The 24,327-nt window shown below is 67.3% G+C and carries 22 protein-coding genes; 12 read left to right on the top strand and 10 right to left on the bottom strand.

Features of this window, described 5'->3' with window-relative positions; all coding sequences use genetic code 11:
- From VMJ11_RS28045 to VMJ11_RS28035, 3 genes are all read right to left on the bottom strand, one after another.
- Positions 1 to 830: sulfate ABC transporter substrate-binding protein (locus tag VMJ11_RS28045; RefSeq protein ID WP_325623882.1), on the bottom strand; the 830-nt coding region annotated here is incomplete at its 3' end.
- Between the two features lie 156 nt (positions 831 to 986).
- A complete protein-coding gene (gene fabI / locus VMJ11_RS28040) occupies positions 987 to 1,766 on the bottom strand; it encodes an enoyl-ACP reductase FabI (RefSeq protein ID WP_325623881.1) in 780 nt (259 codons plus the stop codon).
- A gap of 195 nt (positions 1,767 to 1,961) precedes the next feature.
- Positions 1,962 to 4,748 carry a DUF3141 domain-containing protein gene (locus tag VMJ11_RS28035; RefSeq protein WP_325623879.1) on the bottom strand — a complete coding sequence of 929 codons (2,787 nt, stop codon included), beginning with the start codon at positions 4,746 to 4,748 and terminating at the stop codon, positions 1,962 to 1,964.
- 614 nt (positions 4,749 to 5,362) lie between these two features.
- Between VMJ11_RS28035 and VMJ11_RS28030 the strand changes: the two genes are divergently transcribed.
- Positions 5,363 to 6,301, top strand: a complete 939-nt coding sequence (locus VMJ11_RS28030; RefSeq protein WP_325623877.1) for a bifunctional enoyl-CoA hydratase/phosphate acetyltransferase — start codon at positions 5,363 to 5,365, stop codon at positions 6,299 to 6,301.
- Entirely contained in the window at positions 6,298 to 7,563 is a 1,266-nt protein-coding gene (locus VMJ11_RS28025) for an acetate/propionate family kinase (RefSeq protein WP_325623875.1), read from the top strand. The genes VMJ11_RS28030 and VMJ11_RS28025 overlap by 4 nt, the downstream gene beginning before the upstream one ends.
- Positions 7,564 to 7,605: 42 nt before the next feature.
- Here VMJ11_RS28025 and VMJ11_RS28020 read toward each other — a convergent pair whose 3' ends face one another.
- Positions 7,606 to 8,208, bottom strand: a complete 603-nt coding sequence (locus VMJ11_RS28020; protein ID WP_325623873.1) for an alpha/beta hydrolase — start codon at positions 8,206 to 8,208, stop codon at positions 7,606 to 7,608.
- Positions 8,209 to 8,421: 213 nt separating this feature from the next.
- On the opposite strand from VMJ11_RS28020, the gene VMJ11_RS28015 reads away from it, so the two are divergent.
- The 7 genes from VMJ11_RS28015 to VMJ11_RS27985 all read left to right on the top strand — a co-directional run bounded on the left by VMJ11_RS28015 (position 8,422) and on the right by VMJ11_RS27985 (position 13,046).
- Positions 8,422 to 8,868 (top strand): VOC family protein, encoded by a 447-nt coding sequence (locus VMJ11_RS28015; protein WP_325623872.1) that lies wholly within the window; start codon positions 8,422 to 8,424, stop codon positions 8,866 to 8,868.
- An 8-nt stretch (positions 8,869 to 8,876) separates the two neighbouring features.
- Positions 8,877 to 9,824: a glyoxylate/hydroxypyruvate reductase A gene (locus tag VMJ11_RS28010; protein WP_325623870.1), complete on the top strand. Its 948-nt coding sequence runs from the start codon at positions 8,877 to 8,879 to the stop codon at positions 9,822 to 9,824.
- A gap of 101 nt (positions 9,825 to 9,925) precedes the next feature.
- Positions 9,926 to 10,849 (top strand): hydroxymethylglutaryl-CoA lyase, encoded by a 924-nt coding sequence (locus tag VMJ11_RS28005; RefSeq protein ID WP_325623868.1) that lies wholly within the window; start codon positions 9,926 to 9,928, stop codon positions 10,847 to 10,849.
- A gap of 61 nt (positions 10,850 to 10,910) precedes the next feature.
- The gene (locus VMJ11_RS28000; protein WP_325623866.1) at positions 10,911 to 11,441 is read left to right on the top strand and encodes a YbaK/EbsC family protein; all 531 of its coding nucleotides are present in this window, start codon (positions 10,911 to 10,913) and stop codon (positions 11,439 to 11,441) included.
- Entirely contained in the window at positions 11,438 to 11,671 is a 234-nt protein-coding gene (locus VMJ11_RS27995) for a DUF1289 domain-containing protein (protein ID WP_325623864.1), read from the top strand. Before VMJ11_RS28000 ends, VMJ11_RS27995 begins: the two co-directional genes overlap by 4 nt.
- The gene (locus VMJ11_RS27990) at positions 11,668 to 12,117 is read left to right on the top strand and encodes a MaoC family dehydratase (RefSeq protein ID WP_325623862.1); all 450 of its coding nucleotides are present in this window, start codon (positions 11,668 to 11,670) and stop codon (positions 12,115 to 12,117) included. The genes VMJ11_RS27995 and VMJ11_RS27990 overlap by 4 nt, the downstream gene beginning before the upstream one ends.
- Complete coding sequence (locus tag VMJ11_RS27985; RefSeq protein WP_325623860.1) at positions 12,114 to 13,046, top strand: MBL fold metallo-hydrolase; 933 nt, start codon at positions 12,114 to 12,116, stop codon at positions 13,044 to 13,046. The genes VMJ11_RS27990 and VMJ11_RS27985 overlap by 4 nt, the downstream gene beginning before the upstream one ends.
- A gap of 289 nt (positions 13,047 to 13,335) precedes the next feature.
- On the opposite strand, the gene VMJ11_RS27980 is transcribed toward VMJ11_RS27985, so the two are convergent.
- The gene (locus VMJ11_RS27980) at positions 13,336 to 14,637 is read right to left on the bottom strand and encodes a DUF445 domain-containing protein (protein WP_325623858.1); all 1,302 of its coding nucleotides are present in this window, start codon (positions 14,635 to 14,637) and stop codon (positions 13,336 to 13,338) included.
- Positions 14,638 to 14,775: 138 nt separating this feature from the next.
- Positions 14,776 to 15,684: a DMT family transporter gene (locus VMJ11_RS27975; protein WP_325623856.1), complete on the bottom strand. Its 909-nt coding sequence runs from the start codon at positions 15,682 to 15,684 to the stop codon at positions 14,776 to 14,778.
- 159 nt (positions 15,685 to 15,843) lie between these two features.
- Here VMJ11_RS27975 and VMJ11_RS27970 point away from each other — a divergent pair, with 159 nt between their 5' ends.
- The gene (locus VMJ11_RS27970) at positions 15,844 to 16,317 is read left to right on the top strand and encodes an Lrp/AsnC family transcriptional regulator (protein WP_325623854.1); all 474 of its coding nucleotides are present in this window, start codon (positions 15,844 to 15,846) and stop codon (positions 16,315 to 16,317) included.
- Between the two features lie 327 nt (positions 16,318 to 16,644).
- On the opposite strand, the gene VMJ11_RS27965 is transcribed toward VMJ11_RS27970, so the two are convergent.
- The gene (locus VMJ11_RS27965; protein ID WP_325623852.1) at positions 16,645 to 17,538 is read right to left on the bottom strand and encodes an alpha/beta hydrolase; all 894 of its coding nucleotides are present in this window, start codon (positions 17,536 to 17,538) and stop codon (positions 16,645 to 16,647) included.
- Between the two features lie 307 nt (positions 17,539 to 17,845).
- Between VMJ11_RS27965 and VMJ11_RS27960 the strand changes: the two genes are divergently transcribed.
- Positions 17,846 to 18,811 (top strand): nitronate monooxygenase family protein, encoded by a 966-nt coding sequence (locus VMJ11_RS27960; RefSeq protein WP_325623850.1) that lies wholly within the window; start codon positions 17,846 to 17,848, stop codon positions 18,809 to 18,811.
- Between the two features lie 161 nt (positions 18,812 to 18,972).
- Here the strand turns inward: VMJ11_RS27960 and VMJ11_RS27955 are convergent, their stop codons facing one another.
- From VMJ11_RS27955 to VMJ11_RS27945, 3 genes are all read right to left on the bottom strand, one after another.
- Complete coding sequence (locus VMJ11_RS27955) at positions 18,973 to 19,962, bottom strand: LysR family transcriptional regulator (RefSeq protein WP_325623848.1); 990 nt, start codon at positions 19,960 to 19,962, stop codon at positions 18,973 to 18,975.
- A 195-nt stretch (positions 19,963 to 20,157) separates the two neighbouring features.
- Complete coding sequence (locus VMJ11_RS27950; protein ID WP_325623846.1) at positions 20,158 to 21,255, bottom strand: porin; 1,098 nt, start codon at positions 21,253 to 21,255, stop codon at positions 20,158 to 20,160.
- Between the two features lie 680 nt (positions 21,256 to 21,935).
- A complete protein-coding gene (locus tag VMJ11_RS27945; protein ID WP_325623844.1) occupies positions 21,936 to 22,367 on the bottom strand; it encodes a hypothetical protein in 432 nt (143 codons plus the stop codon).
- A 726-nt stretch (positions 22,368 to 23,093) separates the two neighbouring features.
- Between VMJ11_RS27945 and VMJ11_RS27940 the strand changes: the two genes are divergently transcribed.
- A complete protein-coding gene (locus tag VMJ11_RS27940; RefSeq protein ID WP_325623842.1) occupies positions 23,094 to 24,140 on the top strand; it encodes a bile acid:sodium symporter family protein in 1,047 nt (348 codons plus the stop codon).
- Positions 24,141 to 24,327: the final 187 nt, after the last annotated feature.

The following is a 24,327-nucleotide window of genomic DNA, read 5'->3' as shown; positions in this document are numbered from 1 at the left end:
TCCTGCGCGGCGCTCGAGTACAGATAGTCGAGATACGCCTGCGCCACCTTGCGCGTGCCGCGCTTGTCCACGACCTTGTCGACGATCGTCACCGGCGGCTCCGCGAGCAGGCTCACCGACGGATAAACGGCTTCGAAGTCCTTCGCACCCACGCCCGTTTCGATGAGCGCCACTTCGTTCTCGAAAGTCACGAGCACGTCGCCGATGCCGCGCTGCGTGAAGGTGGTCGTCGCGCCGCGGCCGCCCGTGTCGAGCACCGGCACGTTCTTCAGCAGCGCGCGCTCGAAGTCGAACGCCTGCGCGTCGTTCGCGCCCTGCTGCTTGCGGTAGCCCCACGCCGCGAGGTAGGCGTAGCGGCCGTTGCCTGAAGTCTTCGGGTTGGCGATCACGACCTGCATGCCCGGCTTCGCGAGATCGTCCCAGTCCTTGATGTGCTTCGGATTGCCCTTGCGCACGAGGAACACCATCGTCGTCGTATAGGGCGCGCTCGCGTCGGGCAGGCGCGAGCGCCAGTTCGCGGGCACGAGATGCCCCTGCTGCGCGAGCAGGTCGATGTCGTTGGGCTGGTTCATGGTCACGACGTCGGCCTGCAAGCCCTGCATCACCGAAAGCGCCTGCGCGCTCGACGCGCCGTGCGACTGCCTGATCGACACGGTCTCGCCGGTCTTCTTCTGATAATCCGCGATGAAGCTCGCGTTGATGTCCTTGTACAACTCGCGCGTCACGTCATACGAGACGTTGAGCAGCGACGTGTCGGCATGCGCCGCCGCCGCGCTCAATGCGATGATGCCCGCGCCGAGCCAGCGCGCCGTGCGTCCCAAACCTGCCATGGTGGTCCCCGTCTGTCGTTCAAAGGCGTCATGGCCTGCCTGAATGATTTCGTAAGCAAGCCGAACGCACGATTCTAGCGAGTCGGGGCGCGCCGCTTATACCGTTACGCGCTTTGCTTTTCGACTTTCCTGCTAAGCGCGCTTCTCACACCATGGTCAGGCCATGATGTGCGCGCCGCCGTCGATATACACGGTGTTGCCGCTCATGCGGCGCGCGTAGCGCGTGGCGAGATAGGCGGTCGCATAGCCCACGTCCATGATGTCGACGAGCTCGCCGAGCGGTGCGCGGTCGACGGCGTCGGCGAGCATGCGATCGAAATCGGGCAGGCCCGAGGCCGCGCGCGTCTTGAGCGGTCCGGGCGAGATGGCATGCACGCGAATGCCGAGCGGCCCGAGTTCATACGCGAGATAGCGGCACGACGCTTCGAGCGCCGCCTTCACCGGGCCCATCAGGTTGTAGTTGGGCACGACGCGGTTCGCACCGTCGTAGCTCATGGCGAAGAGCGTGCCGCCGCGCGGCATCAGCGGCACGGCGCGCCTGGCCATGCGGATGAACGAGTGGCACGACACGTCCATCGCATAGCCGAAGCCCTGCGCCGACGATTCGAGCAGGCCGCCTTGCAGGTCGGCCTTCGGCGCGTAGGCGATGGAGTGCAGCACGATGTCGAGCGTGCCCCACGTCTCGCGCACGGCATCGAAGACAGCGTCGAGCTGCGCATCCTCCTCGACGTTCAACGGCAGCAGCAGTTGCGCGCCCAGCTCTTTGGCGAGCGGTTCGACGTAGGGCTTGGCCTTGTCGTTGAGGTAGGTGATCGCGAGTTGCGCGCCGAGGTCGGCGAACGCGCGGGCGCAGCCGTAAGCGATCGATTCGTTGTTCGCCACGCCGGTCACGAGCGCGCGCATGCCGGCAAGCGGCCGGTCGGGAGGGGTATGCATGACGGACCTCGCGGATGATGGCGGCCGTTCACGGCCGTAGATGCGGTTGCGGATCGTGCTGCTTTCATGCGATGCGCCGCATCGGCGGGGATGCGGCGCATCGTTCATGCTTGATGCAGGAAAGCGCGCGATGGGACCTCCGCGCGCTCTGTGCTGCTCTGTGCTGCTTTGCGCTGCTGGGTCCTTACTGGCTCCTTATTCGCCCGCGCTGCGCGTCGCGCGGCGGCGCGTGGCCGTCGTGCCCGCAGCGCGCGTGGCCGTGGGCGTGGACGCCGCGCGCGAGCGGCGCGCCGTTTTCGCGGCGGCTGGCGCTTTTTTCGCTTCGGCCGCCTCCGCAGCCTTCGCCTTCACGCCGGCGCGCGCCGCACGCAAGGACCTGGCGGGTGCGGTGGTTTCGCTTGCAACGCTATCCGTGGCACGAGACGCGTTCGCAGGAGCCGCGGTGTCTTCAGTCGCCGTTGCCTGCGCCGCATCCTTGCCGGCCACCTGCGCGCTGCTCTCGCCCGCTGTGCTGCCGCCCGCACCGGCACCGCCCTCCGAAGGCGCGCCATCCGACGAAGCTCCACCGTCGAGCGGCGGCAGCCCCGACTTCTCGCTGCCCGGCTCGACACCCAGCGCGCGCTGCACATCGCGATAGCGCTCGCGCCGCTCGCCTTCCAGCGGCCCCGATACGGTGGCGATGCGATATACGGCTGCGAGCAGCGCACGGCGCGTCTTCATGTCGGGCACGATCTCGGGCAGCGCCGCGATCGCGGCCTGCGGATCGAGCTGCACGATCGCGCCCTGCCGGCGAGCCGCCTCCTTGAGCTCGGCGATGCTCGGCTGACGATCGCCGAGATACTCGCGCGCGAGTTCGCGCATGCGCTGGAACGGCCGGTACTGCACCGCATGCATTTCGTCGACGATGTAGGCGGCGATGCGCATGAACGCATCGACGAGCGTGCCCTTCGCGAGATTCGCACGCGCGGCGCGCAGCCGGTATTGCGCGAGCTCCTTGCGCAGCGCCATGAGCGGCGGCGCAATCGGCTCGAGCGGCTGGTTCGGCGCCACGCCCACGCAGGCCTGCACCCACGGCGCGGTGTACACGTTGTAGAACGTGCTTTCCACCCAGGCGTCGCGCGCGTCGCGATAGGCGTCCCACGAGGCCTCGATGGTCGCCGATGCCTGCTTCTCGAGCTGCGTGAACGGATTATCGGGCGCGGCCGGCTTGCGGTGCTCGCGCACCGCCTCGGCGATCGCGGGCAACACGCCGAGCGCGGGATTCGCGTCGCTCATCACGCTGCGCTCCACGCGCGCCGGATGCGACTCGCGCAGCAGATGCGCGCTGAGCGCATTGCTCGACGCGCGCACGAACGGCGAGACGAAGAGGTCGTAGAGGCGCTGGTTGTTCTCCGCGAGACGGCGCACCACTTCGAAGGGCTGCTCGTCGTCACGGCCGTCGTCGAGCGCGAGGATGTCCTCGATGGTGCGCAGCTCGAAGCGGATCTCGTAGCGGCCCTCAAGCGCTTCGAGGCGCCCCGCTTCCGGCGTGGAATCGGTGATCTTCGCTTCGTAGAGACCGGGCGGCAGCACGTCGATCAAATCGAGCGCCGAAAAGAGCTCCGTGTGCTCCTTGTTCGCCACGCTCGCCGAAACGAAGATGCCAAGGTGTCCTACCTTGTCGTGCAGGCAGTACACGATCACCTGCTCGTTGGCGACGATCTCGTCGACGCTCGCGTAGAGATCGGGAATCCAGTTGAGCGCCTGCTGCGGCGGCGTGATGTTGTCGCCCCACGAGGCGAGCACGATGATCGGCGTGCGGATGTTGCGCAGGTCCACGGGCGCGCGCGCGTTCTTCGCGTACACCTCGTTGCGCGTGAGGTGATTGCCGACGAAGAGGTTCTGCACGATCCAGTCGATCTCCGCGCGATTCAACTGGAAATGGCCGCCCCACCAGCGCTCGAACTCCAGGAAGCGCTCGCGCTCGGTATCGACTCTCGAATAGAGGTTGTAGAGCTTGCCCCAGTATGTGTTGGCGGGATTGAGGTTCTCGAAGTTCTGCACGAGATACGCGCCGTCGAAGCGGCCGTCGCCGAGGTCCGCGGCGAGCGACGACATCCACGAGCCCCCCAGCATGCCGCCCGAATAGCGCATGGGGTTCTTGCCGCGCACGCCGGCCCAGTAAGAAAGCGGCGAGCCCGCCAGCATGAGCGGGCCGACCAGCGCGGGCGCGGACGCCGCGAGCAGCGCCGCGGCCCAGCCGCCCTGGCAGTTGCCGATGATGAACGGCAGGCCGTCGGCATCGGGATGCAGTTCGCGCACGCGCTGCACGAACACCGCTTCCGCCTGTGCGACAGACTGGATCGTCTGGGTTTCGCAGGGCACGGGGAAGAAGGTCACGAAATAGCACGGATGGCCCTTGCGCAGCGCGATGCCCACTTCGCTGTCCATCTTGAACCCCGCAATGCCGGGGCCGTGGCCCGCGCGCGGATCGATGACCACGAACGGGCGCATGCGCGGATCGGTCGGCGCGCCTGCCTCGGGCTTGATGCGCAGGAGTGCGTAATTGCATGGATCGTCGAGTTCGCGGCCATCGACGATCACTTCGTAGTCGAACGCGAGCACCGGCGGCATGCCCGCCTGCTCGTGCAGATACGTCTGGTTGCCGCGCTCGCGCAGCACGTCGAGGAACAGCACGCCGCGCTGCCAGGCGTCGTAGACGTAGTCATAGAGCGGTTGCGCGGCCGTAGGCACGAGCGGCGCCGAGTCGATCGCCTGGCCGACGCGCGATGTCAGCGCCGAGGTCACGGCCGAAGCGGCCTGAGTGAGCGGTGCGAGCGGTGCGAGCGGCATGCCCGGCGAGGGCGAGGGAGGCGACGGCTCCTCGTCGGACGCAGCCGCGAAGGGCCAGAAAGGCGCAAAGGGCCAGAAATGCGCGCCCGACGCGAGCGTTGGCAGAAACGAAAACGGGGACGACAGCGGCGAGGACGGGGAAACTGCCACGAGACGAATCTCCTTTAAGGGAGCGCATACCCGCCTCGCGGCAAGCATGCGCCAGGCCGGCGCGGGCCGCGGCTAACGCACGCCTTAGCGACAAAGGACATGCGAGCGGCCAGACCACTGCCCGCGTGCGCCCTCGGGTAGCACGCCGGGCGACAGGGCCGGCAAGACAGACGCTCGCGCCCGCGAGCGGATTCGATGCACTCGTGCACCTCAACCGCTCACGGTCGCGACACGAAAAGAGCCAGATCATGTTGCACTGCGGCATCTAAAAACTTAGGCGGCGGCCTCAGGAAAGTCAAGGCGCGCTGCGGCCCCAAGGGCCTCCCCGATGATCGCGCCGCGCCGTGAATAGAACATGACAACCGCACCGGCCGGGCCTTTGCGTGCCAGGTCGCGACGCCGCGGCTGCCGCGCGCGCATCTTTGCGCCTGCCTCGCGCGCGCTGGACTACACTGTTACCGCTTTGCGCGCCGCAGCAAGAGCCGTGAGCGCAGCTTCGCGCCATGGTGGTTCAGCAGCTTTGCATGGGGCCCACAGAGTGGCTTGAGGCACTCGCTGCGGCCGCCAGCCGAAGCGCCAACTCTGGTCGACCGTTCTGCATCGGAGAGAAAGCCATGACTTCGCCTGACAAGTATTCGGTTCTGCTATCCCGTTGCAGCGGCCTCGCGCCCGTTCCCACTGCCGTGGCGCATCCCTGCGACGTGTCGTCGCTCACGGGCGCGCTCGACGCCGCGAATCTCGGCCTCATCGTGCCGATCCTCGTCGGCCCCGAGGCGAAGATCCGCGCCGTGGCCGAGGAAGCCGACCTGCGGCTCGACGGCATCACGATCATCGACGCCCCGCATAGCCACGCGGCCGCCGAGCGCGCGGTGCTCGCCGTGCGCCAGGGCGAAGCCGAGCTGCTCATGAAAGGCAGCCTCCACAGCGACGAACTGCTGCACGAAGTTGCGCTCGGCACGAGCGGTCTGCGCACCGAGCGGCGTCTTTCGCACGTGTTCGCCATGGACGTGCCCTCGTACCACAAGCCGCTCTTCATCACCGACGCGGCCGTCAATATCTTCCCCAAGCTCGCCGACAAAGCCGATATCGTGCGCAACGCCATCGAGCTCGTGCACGCGCTCGGCAACGGCACGCCGAAGGTCGCGATCCTCGCCGCCGTGGAAACGGTTTCCGAGAAGATGCCCTCCACCATCGACGCCGCCGCGCTCTGCAAGATGGCCGAGCGCGGCCAGATCACGGGCGGCCTGCTCGACGGGCCACTCGCCTTCGACAACGCGATCAGCGCCGAAGCCGCGCGCATCAAGGGCATCACCTCGGCCGTGGCGGGCGACCCCGACATCCTGCTCGTGCCCGACCTCGAAGCGGGCAACATGCTCGCCAAGCAGCTCACGTTCCTCGCCGGCGCGGAAGCGGCCGGCATCGTCCTCGGCGCACGCGTGCCGATCATCCTCACGAGCCGCGCCGACAGCGTGCGATCGCGCATCGGCAGTTGCGCGATCGCCGTGCTTCTCGCGCATGCGCGGCGCGCGCGCAAAACAACGGAGATCCTGTGAGCCCGGTGAATCAGGCCCATGCCCAGACGGCCGAAGAAGGCCATGTCGTGCTCGTCGTCAATGCGGGTTCGTCGAGCATCAAATGTTCGGTGTACCGAGTAATCGAAGACGATCACGTGGACGGCGGCGCGCGTGCGCTGCACGGCGCGGGCGGACAGATCGAGGGCATCGGCGTCGCGCCGCGCGTGGTCGCGCACATGGCCGACGGTCGCCTGATCGTCGACGAGAAGTTTCCCGTCGCCCAGGTCGCCGACCACGACGCCGCGTTTCGCCTGCTGCGCCTCGTGCTCGCCGTGGGCCTGCGCGACACGCCGCCCTCGGCGATCGGCCATCGCGTGGTGCACGGCGGTTCGCGCTACTCCGATGCCGTGCTCATCGACGACGAAGTGATCGAGGCGCTCGACGCGCTCACGCCGTTGGCACCCTTGCATCAGCCGCACAATCTCGCGGCCATCCGCGCGGTGCGCGAGGCTGCGCCCGAACTGCCCCAGGTGGCGTGCTTCGACACCGCGTTCCACGCGAGCAACGGCATCATGGCGCAGCTTTTCGCGCTGCCCTACAGCTATTACGGCGAGGGCATCCGCCGCTACGGCTTTCATGGCCTCTCGTACGAGTACATCGCCAAGCACCTGCACCTCGTCGCGCCGGAGATCGCGAGCGGACGCGTCATCGTCGCGCATCTGGGCAACGGCGCGAGCCTGTGCGCGATGAAGGACGGCAAGAGCGTCGAGACGACCATGGGCCTCACCGCACTCGACGGCCTGCCGATGGGCACGCGCTGCGGCGCGCTCGATGCGGGCGCCGTGCTGTGGATGATGGCGCGCGGCATGGACTATCACGCGATCGAGACGCTGCTCTATCACGAATCGGGCCTCAAGGGCCTCTCGGGCGTGAGCAGCGACATGCGCGAGCTGCTGGCGAGCGGCAGCGACCAGGCGAAGCTCGCGATCGACTTCTACACGTATCGCATCGCGCAGGAAGTGGGCAAGCTCGCGGTGGGGCTGGGCGGGCTCGACGCTCTCGTGTTCACGGGTGGCATCGGCGAGCACGCCGCGCCGATCCGTGCGCAGGTGTGCGAGCGGCTCGCGCCGCTCTTTGGCGTGGCGCTCGACGCACAGGCCAACGAGGCGGGCAGCGCCGAAGGCAAGGAGCGCGTGAGCGCGCGCGAAAGCCGGGTGCCGGTGTTCGCGATCCCCACCGACGAGGAGGCGATGATCGCCTTGCATACCGCGCGGCTGTTGCGCGACGTGCTCAAGCACTGAACGCGAGAGGAAGGGCCTCGGCGCGCGCATCGCGCGCCCGGCTCATGCGAATGCCGGTCCACTCCGGTCGAAGGCCTCGTCGCGCAACCGCGATGGCGCGGCGCCGTGCACGAGCGTATCGACGAAAAACTTCGCACGTGGCCACGGACCGAAGCCTGCCGCCGTGTTGATGTGACCCGCGTCGCCGAGATTCACGAATGCGCTGCCCAGTTGCCGGGCGAGCGCGTGTGCGCCGTCGAGCGGCATCCACGGATCGGTTTCGCTGCCGATCAGGATCGACGGCACCGCAAGAGGCCTCGCCTCGAACGCGCCGGCAAAGCGGAACTTCTCGGGGCTCGCGGGCGCGACGAACAGCACGCCCGCGACATCGGCGTCGAGCACGCCCGTTTGCAGCGCGTGCGCCGCAACGAGGCAACCGAAGCTGTGCGCGGCCAGCAGGAACGGCCCGCGCTCGCCGGCGAGGCGCCGCGCGAGCGCCGCGCCCCAGACGGCGAGGTCGGGCGCGTCCCAGTCGTCCTGTTCGGCGCGCAGCGAGCGCGCGAACTGGCGTTCGAGCCAGCTCTGCCAGTGGGCGCCGTCGCTGCCGTGCAGGCCGGGCACGGTGACGAGGCGGGGCGGCCAACGCGATTGCGCGCACGAAAGCATGATTTTTTCCTCGCTGGAACACGGCGTGGATCGATTGTGGCCCGCGAGGCGCGAGCGCCGAACCAATATTTTTTGCTTTGCTTTTCGGCATCCGCCGGGCAACGCACGCCGGAAACCGCCGCGCCGCGAATTGCACGAATCGCCCGGCGGGCCTGGGCCTGAAAAAGTAGAATGGCGCCAGTGCACCCAGGTTCTCCAGCCACAGGAATCCCCATGTCGCAGGCCACGAGCATCAACCAGCGTCCGCTGCAGCCGTTTCATCTAGCCTTTCCCGTCACGAGTCTCGACAACGCTCGCGCGTTCTATGGCGGCCTGCTTGGCTGCCCCGAAGGGCGCAGCTCGCCCGAGTGGGTCGACTTCGACTTCTTCGGCCATCAACTCGTCGCGCATCTCGCGCCCGAGGAAGCGGGCCACCGCGCGGTCAACGCCGTGGACGGCGACGACGTGCCGGTGCGCCACTTCGGCGTCGTGCTTTCGATGGACGAATGGCACGCGCTCGCCGAGCGCCTGACGGCCGCCGGCACGTCGTTCGTGATCGAGCCGCACATCCGCTTCAAGGGCCAGGTTGGCGAGCAGGCCACGATGTTCTTCCTCGACCCGTGCGGCAACGCGCTCGAATTCAAGGCGTTCGCCGACATCGGCCGCCTCTTCGCAAAGTGATGAGCGCCATGAAAATCGTCTTCTGGTTTCCGCAGGCCGATGCTTCCGCGTGGCTGCACGGCCTCGCGCGAGCGCTGCCCGAGGCCGAGCTGCGCGAGCGGCAGCCCGGCGACACCGCCCCCGCCGACTATGCGGTCGTCTGGCACCCGCCGCGCGAACTCTTCGGCGTGCCGGGCCTGCGCGCGATCTTCAACCTGGGCGCGGGCGTCGACGCGATCCTTGCCCACGAACGCGAGCGGCCCGGCACGCTGCCCGGCAACGCCATGCTCGTGCGGCTCGAAGACTCGGGCATGGCCCCGCAGATGAGCGAATACGTGCAGCACGCCGTGCTGCGCTACCTGCGCCGCTTCGACGAATACGCACTCGCGCAGGCGCGCCGCGAATGGCACGTGCTCGCGCCGCACCCGTGCGAGACCTTCACCGTGGGTGTGCTCGGGCTCGGCGTGCTGGGCGCGCAGGTGGCGCACGCGGTGGCTGCGCTCGGCGTGCCGGTGCGCGGCTTCTCGCGCAGCGCGAAGACGCTCGCGGGCATCGAGACGTTTTCGGGCGAGCTGCACGGCGCGCAGTTCGACGCGTTCCTCGACGGCACGAAAATGCTCGTGAACCTGCTGCCCGCCACGCCCGACACCGAAAGCGTGCTGAACGCGCGCACCTTCGGCAAGCTGCCGCGCGGCGCGTATCTCGTGAACGTGGCGCGCGGCACGCATCTGGTCGAACAGGATCTGCTCGACGCGCTCGCGAACGACACACTCGCGGCGGCGACGCTGGACGTGTTCCGCGAGGAGCCGCTGCCGCCCGATCACCCGTTCTGGCGCGAGCCGCGCATCACGATCACGCCGCACAGCTCGGCGCTCACGCTGCGCGACGAAGCGATCTCGCAGGTCGCCGACAAGATCGGCGCGCTCGCGCGCGGCGAGACCGTGAGCGGCGTCGTGCATATCGGACGCGGTTACTAAGCATACCGAAGCTACTCGTGGCGAAGCCCGCGCAACGGCGAATCGAATTCGATTGCGCGGCGCGCAATACAGCCATACCGCAATACACATCGGAGACAGACATGGCATTACCCAGCGCAGTGAAAATCGTCGAAGTCGGCCCGCGCGACGGCCTGCAGAACGAGAAGGAATTCGTCCCCACCGCGACGAAGATCGATCTGATCAACCGGCTTTCGGCGGCGGGCTTTCCGAACATCGAGGCCGCCTCGTTCGTCTCGCCCAAATGGGTCCCGCAGATGGCCGACGGCGCCGAGGTGATGGCCGGCATCGAGCGCCGCGCAGGCGCGATCTACTCGGTGCTCACGCCCAACCGGCGCGGTTTCGAAGGCGCACTCGCCGCGCGCGCGGACGAGATCGTGATCTTCGGCGCGGCGAGCGAGGCGTTCTCGCAGAAGAACATCAACTGTTCGATCGCGGAAAGCATCGAGCGCTTCGTGCCCGTCGCACAGGCCGCGAAAGAGCACGGCCTGCGCATTCGCGGCAGCGTGTCGTGCTCGCTCGGCTGTCCGTATCAGGGCGAAGTGAGCGTCGAGTCGGTCGTCGACGTGGTGGAGCGCTTCGCCGCGCTCGGCTGCGACGAGATCGACATCGCCGACACCATCGGCGTGGGCACCGCGAAGCGCGTGCACGAAGTGTTCGAAGCGGTGACGAAGGTGTTCCCGCGCGAGCGCCTCTCGGGCCACTTCCACGACACCTACGGCCAGGCGCTCGCCAACATCTACGCGGCGCTCGAAGAAGGCATCGCCATTTTCCACGCCTCGGTCGCGGGCCTCGGCGGCTGCCCGTATGCGAAGGGCGCCACGGGCAACGTCGCGACCGAAGACGTGCTGTACCTCATGAATGGCCTCGGCATTCACACCGGCATCGACCTGAACCAGGTCGTCGCGGCGGGCGACTTCATCTCGAACGCGATCGGCCGCCCGAACGTTTCGCGCGCCGGCAAGGCGCTGCTCGCGAAGGCTCGCAGCGAAGCCGCCTGCGCATGACACATGACGCATCACGCATGAGACGTGAATTATTGAATCGCAGTACGAAGGAAAGCAACCCATGACGGAAACCCTCGCCTCCCAGTCCGACAACCTCGATGCCCTGCCCGATTCCGCGCGGCGCGTCGCCCTGCTGCTGCGCGAGCGCGGCCATGCCAAGGCGGTCGTGATGCTGCCCGAAACCGGCAAGACCTCGGCCGAAGCGGCAGCGGGCCTCGGCTGCGAAGTCGCGCAAATCGCCAAGTCGATCTTGTTTCGCCGCCGCGAAGACGACGCACCCGTGCTCGTGATCGCGAGCGGCGCGAACCGCGTCGACGAAAAGAAAGTGGCCGCGCACGTGGGCGAGATCGGCCGCGCCGACGCGAAGTTCGTGCGCGAGAAGACCGGCTACGCGATTGGCGGCGTCTGCCCGATCGGCCATGCCACGGCGCCCGTCACGCTGATCGACGCCGATCTGTTCGAGCTGGAAAGCCTGTGGGCTGCAGCAGGCCATCCCCATGCGGTGTTCAACCTCTCGCCGCAGGAGCTGGCCGCGCTGACCGGCGCGCCCGTGGTGGACGTCGCGCTGCGCGACGCGCGAACTCACGCATGAGCATGACCGCATCCACGTCGCCGCCCTCGCCGTGCATCAACGTGTGCCGCATGCACGAACGCAGCGGCCTGTGCGAAGGGTGCCTGCGCACGATCGACGAAATCGCGTCCTGGTCCACGTTCGACGACGCGGCGAAGCGCGCCGTGTGGGACGCGATCGAAGTGCGGCACGCGCAGTGGCTCGCGCAGCGCTTCGAATCGCAAGACCGGCTGCAAGGAGAAAAACGATGAACGCGCCCGCCCGCGTCGTGAAGATCGGCGAGACGTTCAGCTCGACGCTCGCGCTCACGCCCGAATCGGTGAAATCGTTCGCACTGCTCGTGAACGACCTGAACCCGCTGCACCACGACGAAGCCCATGCGGCGCAAAGCCGCTTCGGCGGCCTGATCGCTTCCGGCACGCAGCCCACCGCGCACTTCATGGCGCTGCTCGCGACCCATTACTCGCAATACGCGCAGCCGCTGGGGCTCGAGTTCGACATCAAGCTCAAGCGCGCCGCACACGCGCACGACACGCTGACCTTCGAATGGCGCGTCGAGGAAGCCTGGTGGAAGCCGAGCCTGAATGGCGATCTCGTGAAGCTCGCCGGGGTTGCCGTCAACCAGAAAGGCGAGACGCTCGTGGTGGGCCGCGCGACGATCCTCGTCATGCCGAAACCCCAGCGCGTGAACGAATGAGCGCGGCGCACGCACTGCCCGAATCGATCCGCGTATTCGAGCGCGGCTGGCTTTCGTCGAACAACGTACTGCTCGTCGACGAGGCGCGCACCGCGCTCGTCGACACCGGCTACGCCACGCACGCCGAACAGACGCTCGCGCTCGTGCGCCACGCGCTCGGCGCACGCGGGCTCGACGTGATCGTGAATACGCACCTGCATTCGGACCACTGCGGCGGCAATGCGCGGCTCCAGGCGCATTGGCCCTGCGCCACGCTGATTCCTGCCGCGAGCGCGCCAGTCGTGCGCGACTGGGACGAAGCGCGACTGAGCTTTCTCGCCACCGGCCAGACCTGCGAACGCTTCGGCTTCACGGGCACGCTCGCAGCGGGCGAGCGCCTGGCGCTAGGCGGCTTCGAGTGGGAGGTGATCGGCGCACCGGGGCACGACCCCGACTCCGTGATGCTCTACGCGGCCGAGCCGCGTCTCCTCATCAGCGCCGATGCGCTCTGGGAGAACGGCTTTGGCGTCATTTTTCCCGAGCTCGACGGCGAAAGCGGCTTCGCGGAACAGCAAGCGGTGCTCGAGGCCATCGCGAAGCTCGACGTGCGCGCGGTGATTCCAGGCCACGGCAAGCCGTTTGCGAATGTGGAAGCGGCGCTCGAGCGCGCGTTCTCGCGCCTCGCCTGGCTGCGCGCCGACCCCGCGCGCAACGCGAAGAACGCGCTGAAGGTGCTGATCGTCTTCAAGCTGCTGGACGTGCGGGCGATGACGTTCGGGGCCCTCGTGGCGATGCTCGAAAGCGCGGCGGCGATGCGCGCCGCCGCGCAGCAGCTCGCCCCACCCGCCGCATGGCCCGCGCTCCTGCGGGAACTGGCCGGCGAACTGGAGAAGAGCGGCGCACTCGTCGTGAATGGCGAGCGGCTCGAGGCGCCGGCGGCAGCCGTGTAGCCGCGCAGCCGGCGGTGAGCCGTCCTGGCAGCCGAACCACACGCAAACATCGCACGAAAAAAAAACGCTCGTCCGTTTTCGGACGAGCGTTGCAATCTGCTCTGACGTGATCAAACTGTAAAGGCATGATACTCGCGCCAGAAAGCGCGACGCATCGGTGATTTCCCTACAGATGACCAACGGTTGCAGGCGCGGCGCCTCAGGCACACACGCCACACATGCCACGCACGCCACGCTTTATCAAGCGAAATTTGTCTGGAGTGCAAATCAAATACACAGTGTTGCACATTCAGTACCCGAGCTTCAGACGCACGAGCTCGAACAGATGCGAGCACAAGTAAAGCCCAAGCCCGATCGCGCCGCCAATCACCGTGCCGTTCACGCGAATCTCCTGCAAATCCTTGCCTATCTTCAGCTCGATGAGGCGCGCGGTCTCGCGCGTGTCCCAGTTCTTTACGGTGTCGCGGATATGGTGCGTGAGGTAGCGCGCAAAATCCGGCGCCATGGCGCGTGCGGCGTCTTCCAGGTGGCCGTTGAGCGAGGCGCGCAGATCGGCGTCGGCGGCGAGCGTTTCGCCGAGCCAGCGGCCCGTCGCGGCCACCTTCGCATGCAGCGCCGAATCCTCGCGCTCCAGATCGTCGCGCAGCCACGCACGCAGGCTGTTCCAGAGCGCACGCGTGTAGTCGTTGAGCGCGCTGCCTTCGCGCAGGCTCGCCTTCAGCTCCTCGCCCTTGCGCAGGAAGGCCGGATCGCCCTTGAGCTGCACGATCAGCTTTTCCACGACTTCGTCGAACTTGCGGCGCAGATGGTGCTCGCGATCCTCGCTCACCTGCAGCAGAAGGCGGTTCACGGCGCTCTCCAGGACGCGCGCACCGCTCTCGCCAATCCACTCCGAAGGCAGGAACTTCTCGGTCGTCGGGTACTCGCCCTTGAGCCAGTCCACGATGCGGGAGGCCACGAACGCGCGCGTGCCCTCCTCTCGCAGCAGCGCCTGGAGTTGGTCCAGCATCTGGTCGAGCAGTTCCTGATGGCGGCCGTCTTTCGTGAGCGTCTCGAGAATCGCGCCCACCGACTTCGACAGATCGACGCGCGCGAGCGCCGCATGCAGGCCGTCGCGGATAAAAGCCTGGATGCGCGCGTCGTCGGTCAGCCCGAGCAGGCCCGACATCATGCGCACGGCGTAATCGCCGAGACGCTGCGCGTTGCGCGGCGCGGTGAGCCACGTAGAAAGCCGCTCGACCGGATCGTGGCTGCGGATCAGCCCGACGAGCGAACCCACGTCGAGAAACTTGTCGCGCACGAAGGTGGCGAGTTCGTCGGCGATGCGGTCCTTGTTGCGCGGAATGACGCCCGTGCGCGCCGAAACGAATGGAATCGGCACGCGACGAAACAGCGCGACGACCGCGAACCAGTCGGCGAGCGCGCCCACCATCGCGGCTTCGCTCACCGCCTTCACGCCGTCGATCACGACGCCAGGCGGAGAAAGCGCCGTGCCGATGAACACGAGCGCCGCGGCAAGCAGCAAGAGCAGCGCGCGGCGCTTGGCGCGCGCAAGTTCGGCTTCGTCGTTCGTGGGGCGCGGGGTCGTCATGCGGGCGTCGCCGCGGGTTCACGCGGGATCAAATGGTTCGAACCGCGACATTATGCGGCCAGCCCCGCGCGCCCCCCATCCGGGAGCGCGTCAAAAACTCGCGCAGGATCTCGTGCCGCGCCGAACGCCAGCCACGCATCAAACCGGCCTGGCCGTCCCGCGCTGCGGGACGATCCGCCAGCCGAGGTTCACGCCTGCCGCCGCCAGCAGGATGAGCGCCGCGCCCGCCACCTGGATCCACGCGAGGCGCTGGCCGAACGCGAACCAGTCCACGAGGATCGCCACCACGGGATAGATGAATGAAAGCGCGCCGGTCATCGCCGTGGGCAGCTTCTGGATCGCGCCGTAGAGCAGCACGTACATGATGCCCGTGTGCACGATGCCGAGCGTGACGAGCTGCGCCCAGTGCAGCGGCGTGGCGGGCAAGGTGCCATAGCGGATGAACGGCGCGAGCGCGAGCGCGCCGAAGGCGAGCTGCACGAGCGCAAGCAGATGCGGCGGCGTGCCCTTGAGGTGGCGCGTGATGATCGACGAGACGGCATAGAGGAAGGCCGCGCCCGCCGCGCAGGCCACGCCTTGCAGGTACTCGCCGGGCACCGCGAGCACGGCGGGCTGCACCTCCACCACGCAAACGAGGCCGACGAAGGCCACGGCGAGCCACGCGACGGTCGAGGCGCTCACGCGCTCGCGCAGGATCAGCGCGCCAAGACCGACCAGCATGAACGGCTGCGTGTTGTAAACGGCGGTGGCCATTGAGATCGAGGCGCGCGAATAGGCGGCGAACAGCAACACCCAGTTGGCGACGATGGCCGCCCCGCCCAGCACGGCGAGCGCGAGCGTGCGCGGCGGCAGCAGGGAACGCCGCAAGAGGCCGAGCACGGCGCAGACGAGCGTGAGCGTCGCGCCGCCGAGCACGCAGCGCAGGAATGCAACGTTGATCGCGGCCTGCTGCGAGGCGACCACGAGCCAGCCGATGGTGCCCGACATCAGCATGGCGACGATCATCTCAGCCGCGCCGCGGCGAATTTCGGGAGTGGTGGAAGACATGAGCGCTTGCATCCTCGTTCTGACGGGCGAGGGCACGGCCCCTCGCATGGGCCAAGCCAGTTTATCGGCTACGTGGCGAGGAATACATGGCTAAACTTAGGTGAATTGCGAATCTCGCCTTCGATCGGAAGGCCAACCAGCCGGAGCACCCGCGAAGTCATGAACCGACGCCCCAACACGCCCCCCTCTGCGGCCGCGCTCGACGAGATCGACCGCATGCTGCTCGCGGCGCTCGCCGAAGACGCGCGCGCAAGCGTCGCCGAACTCGCGAAGCACATCGGGCTTTCGGCGCCCAGCACGTCCGAGCGGCTGCGCCGGCTCGAGGCGCAAGGCGTGATCGGCGGCTATACGGTGCAGATCGATCCGCGCGCGCTCGGCTATACGTTGCAGGCCATCGTGCGCGTGAAGCCGCTGCCGGGCCAGCTGCATCTGGTCGAAGAGGTGCTGCGCCGCATTCCCGAGTTCGTCGAGTGCGACAAGGTCACCGGCGACGACTGCTTCATCGCCCGCCTTTATCTGCATTCCATTGACCAGCTCGACGAGATACTCGCGAAAGTCACCGAGCGCGCCGAAACCAGCACGGCCATCGTCAAATCGACGCCAGTGCCACGCCGCCTGCCGCCGCTCGGCTGATGCGCTCGGCTGATGCGTTCCGCTGAAGCGGTCGGCTGAAGCGGTCGGCTGAAGCGGTCGGCTGAAGCGGTCGGCTGAAGCGCTCGGCTGATGCGCTTGGCTGATGCGCTTGGCTGAAGCGGTCGGCTGAAGCGCTCGGCTGAACCGGTCCGGCTGAAGCGGTCGGCTGAAGCGCTCGGCTGATGCGGTCCGGCTGATGCGCTCAGCTGATGCGGTCCGGCTGATGCGCTCGGCTGAAGCGGCCGTTGACTGCAAGCGCCACATGCAAGCCTCCGAATCGCCCGCCGGCAGCGGCCCCGGCGATGCACGAGCCGCCGATGCGATCGATCAGCGCTCGATGGTTTCGAAGAACGCCAGCATCTCCGCGACGAGCGCCTCGCTCGCCTCCTCGGGGATGTAATGGCCGCAGGGCAGCGCGCGTCCGCTCACGTCGCGCGCCACCTTGCGCCACTCCGCGAGCGGGTCGAAGCAGCGCTCGATCACGCCCTCCTCGCCCCACAGCACGCGCAACGGGCACGCCACCTTGTTGCCGCGTTCGAGGTCGGCGCGGTCGTGCTCGAGGTCGATCGTGGCCGAGGCGCGGTAGTCCTCGCACATGGCGTGCACCGCGCCCGGCTGGCGCAGCGCCGCGCGGTACGCGCCGAGCGCCTTCGGCGAAAAGGGCGCGAGGCCCGCGTGGCGGCTGCCCATCACGCGCTCGATGTAGACGTCGGGGTTCGCCTCGATGAGCGTCTCCGGCAGCGGCTCGGGCTGGATCAGGAAGAACCAGTGGAAGTAGAGCGTGGCGAACTCACGGTCGGTCTGCTCGTACATGGCGAGCGTGGGCGCGATGTCGAGCAGCATCAGCCGCTCGACGGCGCCCGCATGGTCCAGCGCCATGCGGTGCGCGACGCGCGCGCCGCGATCGTGCGCGCACACGAGGAACCGCTCATGGCCGAAGTGGCGCATGACCTCGACCTGATCGGTGGCCATCGCGCGCTTCGAATAGGCGGCGTGGGTGGCGTCGCTTGCCGGCTTCGAGGAGCCGCCATAGCCGCGCAGATCGGTCGCGATGACGGTGAAGTGCTGCGCAAGCGCAGCCGCGCAGCGATGCCAGATCATGTGGGTCTGCGGATGGCCGTGCAACAGCAGCAGCGGCGGTCCGTCGCCGCCCTTCACGCCGCTGATGTCGACGCCGCTCTCGGTGCGAACGGTGAAAGGCTGGAATCCATCGAAGGGCATGGGAGGAGCCTCTTGTGTTTGTTGGTCTGCGGCCATTGTATGAGGCGAGCGCGACTCGAAGCCGTGGTTTTGGACGCGTAATGGTAGAAACCGAACACTCCCTCGAATGCCGGCCGACCGTTGCGTGACCGGCCCCAAGCCTATAATCGAACGACCGTTTGAGCGATCGGAATGCGCCGCGATTTGCGCCGCGAGTCCCGCCTCGGCTGAGCCAGATCAATACAGATCGCACCGGCTCACGACCGGCGCAGCGCTCACATCCGCAAGCCCGGCCATCAAACCGTGCGCCGCAAGGAGACCTCCGACAATGGCATTGCCCGCCGTCCTGCAAAACCTCTCGCTGCCCGTCGTGGGCTCGCCGATGTTCATCGTCAGTTACCCGGAACTCGTGCTCGCGCAATGCAAGGCGGGCATCGTCGGCTCGTTTCCGGCGCTCAACGCCCGCCCCGCCGAGCTGCTCGGCGAATGGCTCGCGCAGATCAAGGCGGAGCTTGCCGCGCACAAGGCCGCGAACCCCGAGGCCATCGTCGGGCCGCTCGCCGTGAACCAGATCGTGCATCAGTCGAATGTGCGGCTCGAGCACGACGTACGCGTGTGCGTCGAGCACGAGGTGCCGATCTTCATCACGAGCCTGCGCGCGCCGCCGCGAGAGCTGCTCGACGCCGTGCACAGCTATGGCGGCATCGTGCTGCACGACGTCATCAACCTGCGCCATGCGGGGAAGGCGCTCGAAGCCGGCGTGGACGGGCTGATTCTCGTGGCCGCCGGCGCGGGCGGCCACGCCGGCACGACCTCGCCGTTCGCGCTCGTGGGCGAAGTGCGGCGCATCTTCGACGGCCCGATCGTGCTCTCGGGCGCAATCGCAAACGGCGGCGCGATCCTCGCCGCCCAGGCCATGGGCGCGGATCTCGCGTATATGGGCACGCGCTTCATCGCCACGCGCGAGGCACACGCAGTGGACACGTACAAGCACGCCATCCTCGAAGCGAAGGCTGCCGACATCGTCTACACGAACCTTTTCACGGGCGTGCACGGCAACTACATCCGCGAGAGCATCGTGAACTGCGGTCTCGATCCGGACGCGCTGCCCGAGTCGGACAAGACGAAGATGGACTTCGGCGCGGGAACCTCGAAGGCGAAGGCATGGAAGGACGTGTGGGGCGCGGGCCAGGGCGTGGGGCTGATGGACGACGTGCCATCCGTGGCCGAGCTCGTCGCCCGCCTGAAGCGCGAGTACGACGAAACGAAGGCGCGGCTCGGCGTGGGGCATTGAGCCGTTGTGCCGTTGTGCCGTTGTGCCGTTGTGCCGTTGTGCCGTTGTGCCGTTGTGCCGTTGTGCCGCTGAGCCGTTGTGCCGTTGTGCCGCTGAGCCGCTGAGCCGCTGAGCCGCTGAGCCGCGCAGCGTACGTCCTGGTGCGCGTCTGACGTGAGAGCTTATGCCGGCGCGCGAGGCGACACGCCCCGCAACGCGGCTTCGGCCTTCTGCGCCGCCGCGCGGATCGCATCGACCCCGGGCCAGAGATCGCGTTGCGAGAAACGCTCGGCGAGGAAGTCGACGAACGAGCGCACCTTCGCCGAGAGGTGTCGACGGCTCGCGTACACCGCGTAGATCGGCAATTCGCGCGGCGGCAGCGCGTCGACGAGCAGCGGCACGAGGCGGCCATCGGCCAGGTCGTCGCCGACCACCTCGGTGCCGAGCATCGAGAGGCCGCCGCCTTGCAGGACCACTACGCGCAGCGCCTCCAGGTGATTGACGACGAGGTTGCCGCCCAGCTTCGGCTTCACGCCCGCGGCCCCGCTGCCTTCCGCGAACGGCGCGAGTTCCTGCGCCGATGCCCCCGCGTACTGCACGAAACGATGCCGGGCCAGATCGGCCACGTTCTTCGGCATGCCATGGCGGCGCAGGTAATCGGGCGAGGCGCACAGCACGATGTGCGCGGTCGCCAGCGGCCGAGCGATCAGCGAGGACGACTTGAGCCCCGAAGGCGCCGCGCGGATCGCCACGTCGAAGCCCTCGTCGATCAACTCGACCACGCGGTCGGAGAGCGTGATGTCGACGGTCACCTGCGGAAAGCCCGCGGCATAGTCGGCGACCGCGCCCATCACGTGACGCAGCCCGAACGCCGTCAGCGACGACACGCGCAGCCGCCCCTGCGGCACGACGCTCGCCGCGCCCACGGCCTGACCGGCCTCGTCGAGTTCAGTGAGCGCCTGAGCCACGCGCTCGTAATACTCGCGCCCCGCCTCGGTGGGCGCGACGCGGCGCGTGGTGCGGTTCAAGAGACGCGCGCCGAGTTGCTGCTCGAGATGCATCACGTGCTTGCTCGCCATCGCGGCGGACAAGTTCATGCGCTCAGCCGCCGCAACGAAGCTGCCCTCCTCGACCACCTGGCGAAACACTTTCATGCTGAGGAGGGTATCCATCGTGCGACCTTCAATTCGAACGTAAATGAGCAGGAATCAATCGGCAGCATTGTGCGCGCTTTATCAAATGCTGGTGTGCAAACGCGCAGCAACCGGGCATCCCGATAAACAAAAACCCCGCGCTGCACGCAGCGCGGGGTTTTCCGCTCGAACGCCCGTCGCCGCACACCGACGATGGCGCCTCGGCAGCGCGGATCAGAACTTCGCGCGCAGGCCCACGCCGTAGGTCATGCCGCTCGACGTGTTGTCGAAGTGGTCGTACATGTAGGCGGCGTACACGTCGGTACGCTTCGAGAGCGGGTAGTCATAGCCGACGGCCGCCGTCTGGCGCGTCTGGTTCAGGCCACCGCCGTTGCGCGAGTAGGCGTACGAAGCCATGACGGTGCCGGGTCCGGCCGGCACCGTCACGCCGCCCTGCGCCGTGTTCACGTGCCAGCTGCCCATCTGCTGCCAGTTCGCCGTGTACATGTATTGACCGAAGAACTTCACGTACTTGAGGTCGTACGAAAGGCCGACCTGGGCGACGCCCTGGCTCTTCAGGCCGACGATGACCGCGTCGCCGCTCACGATGCTGCCGAGGTCGCCCGGCGTGTTGTTGAAGTTCACGTACTGGTAGACGGCCGTCGCCGCGAACGGGCCGTGGAAGTACAGGCCCTGCACGCTCCACTTCTTCGAGCCGTTCTCGCCCGCCTGATTGCCGAACGCGTACATGGCCGAGCCTGAGAGGCCGTTGAAATTCGGCGTCGAGTACTGGATCGCGTTGTTCCAGCCCGAGTCGCCCACCACGCCCTGGTCGGTCGTGTAGGTCGGGAACGTCGAGAGCCCGAGGTACACGTGGTAGATCATCGGCGAGAAGGTGTACGAATCGCCGAACGGGTTGAAGAGAATCGTCGAGACGAACAGCTGTGTCGTCAGGCGGCCGGCCGTGAGCGTGCCGTAAGGCGATTCGAGGCCGACATACGCATTGCGCGCGAAGAACGTATCGCCCTCGAAGCGGCCGTACTGGCCGTTCTGCGCGCGAAAGAAGCTCTCCAGCGTGAAGATCGCCTTGTAGCCGCCGCCCAGATCCTCAGAACCCTTCATGCCCCAGTACGACGTCGACATGCCCCCGCCGCCGACGTTCCAGGCCGTCTGGCTGCCCGGAAATCTCGTCACGCCGACCCATTCGTCGACCTGACCGTAAAGCTGCACGCTCGACTGCGCGAACGCCGCAGACGACGCGGCGCCAAGGACAGCGGCGAGCGCGCTCGCCTTCAGGGTGGTTCGCAGCACGCGGCTGACCGTTGTATTCATAGGTTCTCCTGTCTTTGTCAAAAAAGGGGGTCTGGCGGCTGTGGCGCGCGCGCAAGGCTTTGCTTTTTTTCGTCGTTCGCAGGCGTGGCCGTTCTGGGCGGATCCATCTTTGCGGACCATTTTTGCGGTCAAAAATATCAATTGTTATCGCCGGTATATCGGACGCATTAGATTGCCCCCGAAGAACGCCGTCTCGCCCCTGCGCAGGCGGGCTTGCGCTGCGCTGCGCGAGAGTGTTCCACCGCTCGCTGGGCCGCGCCCAGCGGGCGGTTGACGCACGCCGCGTGCTGCGATTAACGGGCCGCCGTAACGAAGGCGAGATTTGATGACGAAAGGGCTCTGGATGCCGAGAGATTTTTTGAGATGTGTGGTATCCGCGCGTCAGTTTTTTGATTTATCGGCGCATGGATGGGGCTGACTTGCCCTGGAGACGGATCTGCGGCGCTAACGCGCGGGCGCCCAAAGCGGGTCAAACAAGTCGAACGGGTCAAACCGACGAAGTGGGGAGGCGGGAAACGGCAGATGGCAAAACGAATGCGTGGTGCGCAGCGATCGCTGCAGCGAAGGATCGGGATCGGCTGGCTGGCGAGCCGGGAGGCGTAAAGGCGAAACGTTTTGAGGCAAGCCCAGTGGATGAGCGGCTCAAGCGCGCGAGCGCGAATCAAGGCGCGCGGCGCTTGCTAGTTGCGGTAAGGCGAAGGCATTGGCGGACGCGGAACCTCGCCGCCATTGCGCGGGAAAGGCCGGAACGCGCCGCGTTCCTCGTTGTAGCGGGCGACGTCTTCGCGAATCGAGCCGGCGCGCACTGGCGAGTCGGCCGGCGGATGCGGCACCTGATGTGTTTCCGCGCTGACCGGCGTGATCGGATTGCCGCGATAGCCGCCGCCATAACCGCCGTAAGGCGTGCCGTAGCCGCCGCCGTAATCGTGGTGCGGAGCCTGCTGGACCTGCCCTTGCCACGGGTTCGACGCACGGCCGCCGCCACGCTCGCGCCGGCCGCCCTGGTCGGCCACGCGCACAGGCGAAGGCGCATGACCGCTCGCGAGACCGGGTTCACCCTGGGTGCCGTACACCGCGCTGCGGTAGCCGCCGCCCCACGACATGCCGGGCATGCCACCTCGCGACGCGGGCATCGAATGCATGGCGGCTGGGCGAGCGAAGCCCCCGCCGCCGCCGTGCCCTGAAAATGCGGGCTGCGCATGGGCGAACACGACGAAGGCCGCCAATCCGGCCCCCAAGACCCACCGTCCCAGTTTTGACAACCCTGCGTCCATTGTGACGATTCACCTGCCCGACGATCCGCCGCGACCCGCCACTCGGGCCATGGCGGGCCAGTCCCGGGACGCAGGCCGCGCGGCGCGTAACGATTGCCGGCACAACGGTTCGAGCATCCCTACGACGGTAATTTATGGGTGCTCCGAATGGGTGTCGAGCCAAAAGATGTTATGCCTCCTGAAGGGTTGTAACACCATGTTACTGCACGGTTTTTTGGGTCCGGTGCGGGGTTGCGCCCGGCCGGAAAAGGCCGTCCTGCAAGCCACGGAGCATGGTGCTCCGGCGGACCTGCCTGATGCGTCGGCACGTGTCTGTACGTATGAAGAATGGGGGAGTCCTGAAGACTTTTGGCTGGCGGGAACACGCCTCGCGCCACTAATGAGGACTGCGGCGCAAACGGTGCATCGATGCCGACGATGCATGCGCTGCATTCATTAATCAATGCTTCAAATGAATTTGCTTTTTCAATCGGCTTGCGCCGACAATGGAGGCCCCGATGACCCGTTGCACGCACAGCGACCCGCGCGCAGCCAGGCGCCGCAGCGCGCACTTGAGAATGTCCGATGGCACGTCCGAAATTCCTGCCCGATAACTTCACCCTCTGCCTCGTCGGCACGGTGATTCTTGCGAGTCTGTTCCCGGTGCACGGCCAGGCCGCCACTGGTTTCAACTGGCTCACCAACGTAGCCGTCGGCCTGCTGTTCTTCCTGCACGGCGCCAAGCTCTCGCGCGAAGCGATCATCGCCGGCGCGACGCACTGGCGGCTGCACATCGTCGTGCTCGCGAGCACCTTCATCCTCTTTCCGGTGCTCGGCCTCGTGCTCAAGCCCGTGCTCTCGCCGCTCGTCACCCCGGCGCTCTACGCGGGCGTGCTGTTTCTCTGCACGCTGCCCTCAACGGTGCAGTCGTCCATCGCCTTCACCTCGATCGCGCGCGGCAACGTGCCGGCCGCCGTCTGCAGCGCCTCGGCGTCCAGCCTGCTCGGCATCTTCATCACGCCCGCGCTCGTGAGCCTCGTAGTCACGAACCAGAGCGCGGCCGCCGGCTCGGCCTGGCACACCGTGTGGAACATCGTGCTGCAACTGCTCGTGCCGTTCGTGGCCGGCCAGCTCCTGCGCCCGGTGATCGGCCGCTGGATCGAGCGCAACAAGGGCGTGCTCAAGTTCGTCGATCAGGGCTCGATCCTGCTCGTGGTGTTCGGCGCGTTTTCCGAGGCCGTCAACGAAGGACTCTGGCATCACATTCCCCTCAGCGCACTCGGCGGTCTGCTCGTCGTGAACGCCGTGCTGCTCGCGCTCGCGCTCGGCATCACGATATTCACGAGCAAGAAGCTCGGCTTCTCGCGCGCCGACCAGATCACCATCATCTTCTGCGGCTCGAAAAAGAGCCTGGCGGCCGGCGTGCCGATGGCGAAGGTGATCTTCGCTTCGAACGCCGTGGGCGCGGTCGTGTTGCCGCTGATGCTGTTCCACCAGATCCAGCTCATGGTGTGCGCGGCACTCGCGCAGCGCTGGGGCGCGCGCGACATGAGCGCCGAGCGCGAAGCCAGCGCCGGCGACGAATCGCGCGCCGGAGCGAACGAGCGCGCCGCGGCGGCGGCGCGCCGCTGAACGTCATTGAATGCGCGGGGCTGGGCGGCGCTTGACGTCGCCCGGCTACGGCAAGCGCATGAGAGTTGGCACTAAATTCGCCTCTTGGCTTCTCCGCCTCTTCGCCTCTCCGCCTCTCCGCCTCTCCGCCTCTCCGCCTCTCCGCCTATCCGCGTCTCCGCCTCTCCGCCTATCCGCTTATCCGCAT

The sequence above is a fragment of the Paraburkholderia sp. genome (genome assembly GCF_035501035.1).
Classification (GTDB): Bacteria; Pseudomonadota; Gammaproteobacteria; order Burkholderiales; family Burkholderiaceae; genus Paraburkholderia.
This window is presented reverse-complemented; position numbering and strand designations above follow the sequence as displayed.

Coding starts and splice junctions, on each gene's coding strand:
- VMJ11_RS27950 (WP_325623846.1), bottom strand. CDS start 21,255: ATGAATACAACGGTCAGCCGCGTGCTGCGAACCACCCTGAAGGCGAGC.
- VMJ11_RS28030 (WP_325623877.1), top strand. CDS start 5,363: ATGACTTCGCCTGACAAGTATTCGGTTCTGCTATCCCGTTGCAGCGGC.
- VMJ11_RS28015 (WP_325623872.1), top strand. CDS start 8,422: ATGTCGCAGGCCACGAGCATCAACCAGCGTCCGCTGCAGCCGTTTCAT.
- VMJ11_RS27995 (WP_325623864.1), top strand. CDS start 11,438: ATGAGCATGACCGCATCCACGTCGCCGCCCTCGCCGTGCATCAACGTG.
- VMJ11_RS28010 (WP_325623870.1), top strand. CDS start 8,877: ATGAAAATCGTCTTCTGGTTTCCGCAGGCCGATGCTTCCGCGTGGCTG.
- VMJ11_RS28005 (WP_325623868.1), top strand. CDS start 9,926: ATGGCATTACCCAGCGCAGTGAAAATCGTCGAAGTCGGCCCGCGCGAC.
- VMJ11_RS27985 (WP_325623860.1), top strand. CDS start 12,114: ATGAGCGCGGCGCACGCACTGCCCGAATCGATCCGCGTATTCGAGCGC.
- fabI (WP_325623881.1), bottom strand. CDS start 1,766: ATGCATACCCCTCCCGACCGGCCGCTTGCCGGCATGCGCGCGCTCGTG.
- VMJ11_RS27960 (WP_325623850.1), top strand. CDS start 17,846: ATGGCATTGCCCGCCGTCCTGCAAAACCTCTCGCTGCCCGTCGTGGGC.
- VMJ11_RS27955 (WP_325623848.1), bottom strand. CDS start 19,962: ATGGATACCCTCCTCAGCATGAAAGTGTTTCGCCAGGTGGTCGAGGAG.
- VMJ11_RS27945 (WP_325623844.1), bottom strand. CDS start 22,367: ATGCCCGGCATGTCGTGGGGCGGCGGCTACCGCAGCGCGGTGTACGGC.
- VMJ11_RS27975 (WP_325623856.1), bottom strand. CDS start 15,684: ATGTCTTCCACCACTCCCGAAATTCGCCGCGGCGCGGCTGAGATGATC.
- VMJ11_RS27970 (WP_325623854.1), top strand. CDS start 15,844: ATGAACCGACGCCCCAACACGCCCCCCTCTGCGGCCGCGCTCGACGAG.
- VMJ11_RS28000 (WP_325623866.1), top strand. CDS start 10,911: ATGACGGAAACCCTCGCCTCCCAGTCCGACAACCTCGATGCCCTGCCC.
- VMJ11_RS27940 (WP_325623842.1), top strand. CDS start 23,094: ATGGCACGTCCGAAATTCCTGCCCGATAACTTCACCCTCTGCCTCGTC.
- VMJ11_RS27965 (WP_325623852.1), bottom strand. CDS start 17,538: ATGCCCTTCGATGGATTCCAGCCTTTCACCGTTCGCACCGAGAGCGGC.
- VMJ11_RS27980 (WP_325623858.1), bottom strand. CDS start 14,637: ATGACGACCCCGCGCCCCACGAACGACGAAGCCGAACTTGCGCGCGCC.
- VMJ11_RS27990 (WP_325623862.1), top strand. CDS start 11,668: ATGAACGCGCCCGCCCGCGTCGTGAAGATCGGCGAGACGTTCAGCTCG.
- VMJ11_RS28020 (WP_325623873.1), bottom strand. CDS start 8,208: ATGCTTTCGTGCGCGCAATCGCGTTGGCCGCCCCGCCTCGTCACCGTG.